Source organism: Vicinamibacteria bacterium (assembly GCA_035620555.1).
Taxonomy (GTDB): Bacteria; Acidobacteriota; Vicinamibacteria; order Marinacidobacterales; family SMYC01; genus DASPGQ01.
Genome location: DASPGQ010000662.1, coordinates 1 through 2,535, shown reverse-complemented (window position 1 = coordinate 2,535; position 2,535 = coordinate 1). Strand labels below are relative to the sequence as shown.

Annotated in this window: 2 protein-coding genes; one reads left to right on the top strand and one right to left on the bottom strand. The window is 62.6% G+C overall.

Annotation, left to right across the window (positions count from 1 at the left end; genetic code table 11):
• Window positions 1-307: 307 nt before the first annotated feature.
• A complete protein-coding gene (locus VEK15_26915; protein ID HXV64360.1) occupies window positions 308-1,399 on the bottom strand; it encodes a TonB family protein in 1,092 nt (363 codons plus the stop codon).
• 53 nt (window positions 1,400-1,452) lie between these two features.
• Between VEK15_26915 and VEK15_26910 the strand changes: the two genes are divergently transcribed.
• A partial coding sequence (locus VEK15_26910) for a tetratricopeptide repeat protein (GenBank protein ID HXV64359.1) occupies window positions 1,453-2,535 on the top strand: 1,083 nt, incomplete at its 3' end.

Sequence of the window (2,535 nt, the reverse complement as noted above, 5' to 3'; positions counted from 1 at the left end):
TCGGGTTTGGCCAAATGACATCGCAACGCTCATGCCCAGGGCAACGATCATCGCCGGAGCAAGGCGTCTTCCAGCAGGAAAGAGCATTCAAACCTCCTCGATCAGAAAGATAGCTCCCGTAATTATTATGCAAGCCCGGAGCAAATCGCATGCCGCCTGTTCATCGAGCGCGAAGCGTATCTAAACCATTTAGAATGAGTACGTTCATAAGTCTCGTCGGCGCCCGAAGACATTTGCAATCCGACGAATTGGATTTACGATCCAATATTTCGTAGATTCGTGTTAGCCACTGCACAAGAATTATGATTCACTTTAGGCAGGCGATCAGCCGCTCCTGTGCCGGCGTCCATCGACCCGAGCCGTCCCCGAGCTGGATGAGCATCTGGCGGCGATCGAACATCGCCTTGGTCGTCCGGAATGTCTTGTGGTTCGATTGACGGCCGGAGTGATCCCAGGCCTCTCCGAGCTGCGGGTCGGCGTAGCGGTAGACGCCGGTGGTCCCGTAGGCGATTCGATTCGACCAGATATCCATTCCGAGCGCGGTGAGACGGTCGGCTCCCGTTCGCAGGCTCGATTCCATCTCGAGTACGCCGGGAATCACGACGCGCTTGGAGGTCCGGTCCGGGTTGGCCTCGTAGTGGATCGGACCCGTGCGTACGGATCGATAGACTTGCGGCGCCCCTGGCGCCATGCTCGCGTAGATGTCGAGGATGGCTCGTTGCTGAGACTCGGACATCTCCTCGCTGAAATAGATCGCGGTCCATGTCTCCGGGCCCAGAGTGACGTAGGTGACGCCGGTCAAGTCGACACTTCCGTAATGCCCGCGAAAGAAATGCTGCGCCGTCGTGGCGTGACAGGGCGGATGCGAGGGCGCTGCGTTCGAGCGGCAAGGACAGGGTGTGTCGCACGGACAGCAGGTAAACGCTTCGCCCTCGACCTCCCAATCGGCGTAGGAGGCGCTGGTGGTTCCCGGGGACGGTGGTCTCAGGTACATTCCGTTTCCACCGAGCCGTCCTGGGGGAGGAGGCTCGGCCGGCGGGCGGAGCAGGAACAAGACGGTCTCGGCAAAACGAATGGGCACCGCCTCTCCGTTCACGATCGTCGGGGCATAGCGCCATTGTCGAGCGGCGGCCATCGCCGCCGGGAGCAGCGGTTCGGGCCCACGCAACGCCCTGACGTCGCCGACCGTTCCGTCGGGCTTCAACGTCAGCTCGACGATGACGAGTGCCTGAACGTTCTGTGCCTGCGCCTCGGCCGGGTATTCCGGCGAAACGAAGTGGGTTCGCTCCGGCTTGCGGATATCGCCCCCGACGGGATAAGGCTCTCGAGCGCCTTGTTCGTACATCGCGCTCGCGAGACCGAGGAGTGTTGCCATCACGAGTAGCGAGGCGCTCTTCATCGCGTCCCATACTAACTCAGCGTCAAAGGTGTCTTTGACAGGCCGGATCCGCGATGCTAACAATCCACTCGGTGGTGCTCGTCTTACTCGCCATGGCTGCGCTCGGCCTCCAGGCGATCGAGGAGCGCTATCGAGAGGCCGCACGGCTCTACGAGGAGGGCAAGCTTCCGGAAGCCGAGCAGGTGCTGCGGCAGATCCTGCGTGACGAACCTTCGTTTCCCCCGGCACGGTTCCAGCTCGGCGCCGTCTGCTTGGCGCAGGGCCAGGTCGACGAGGCGCGCGCGCTCTTCGAAGGGCTGGCCAGTCAGTACGCGTCGAGCTCCGAGATAGTCTTCCAGGTTGCGGTGGTCTATTTCCTCGCCGAAGATCTCGTCACGGCTCGGACGTACCTGAACCGAGTGCTCGAGCTCGACCCGCGCCACCCCGAGGCGACGTTGACCCTGGGCCAGCTCGAAGGCCTCGAAGGCAACGATGAGCAGGCCCTCGCGCTCCTCGGCGACGCTACGGTTCTTTCCCCTTCGGACGTGGCGCCTCACTATTACCGGGCCGCGATTCTCGACCGACTGGGCCGACACGGCGAGGCCGCGGACGCGCTCCAGGAAGCGCTCAGAGTTTCGCCTCACGATGGGCGATTGCTGCGGTTTCTCGGTGCGGTCTATGTCACCCTCGAGCAGTGGCCGCATGCGGTGAGCGTGCTCGAGGAGGCGATTCGAAACGGCGCCGTTGACCCCGATGTGTATCTCGACCTTGGGCGCGCCCATCTCGGCCAGGAGCAGCTCGCTCCCGCCCGCACCGCGTTCGAGAAGAGCCTCGAGCTGAAACGGTCGGCAGAGCCTCTGCTCCAGCTCGGCTATATCGCCTGGCGCCTTTCGGACTATGATCGCGCCGTCTGGCTTCTCGAAGAATGCATCGCCCTGGATCCCGATCTCATGCGCGCCTACCACTTTCTCGGGCTCATCGCCTTGCGGAAGGGCGAGCTCCAAAGAGCCGAGAGATACTTCCTCGACGCACTGGCCCGCGACCAAGGATTTGCGGAGGCGCAGTTCAACCTCGGGAAGATCACCCTTCGACAAGGCAAGACCGAGCGCGCGGTCGAGCTCTTTCTCGAGGCGGTGAAGTCCTCTCCGGACTACAAG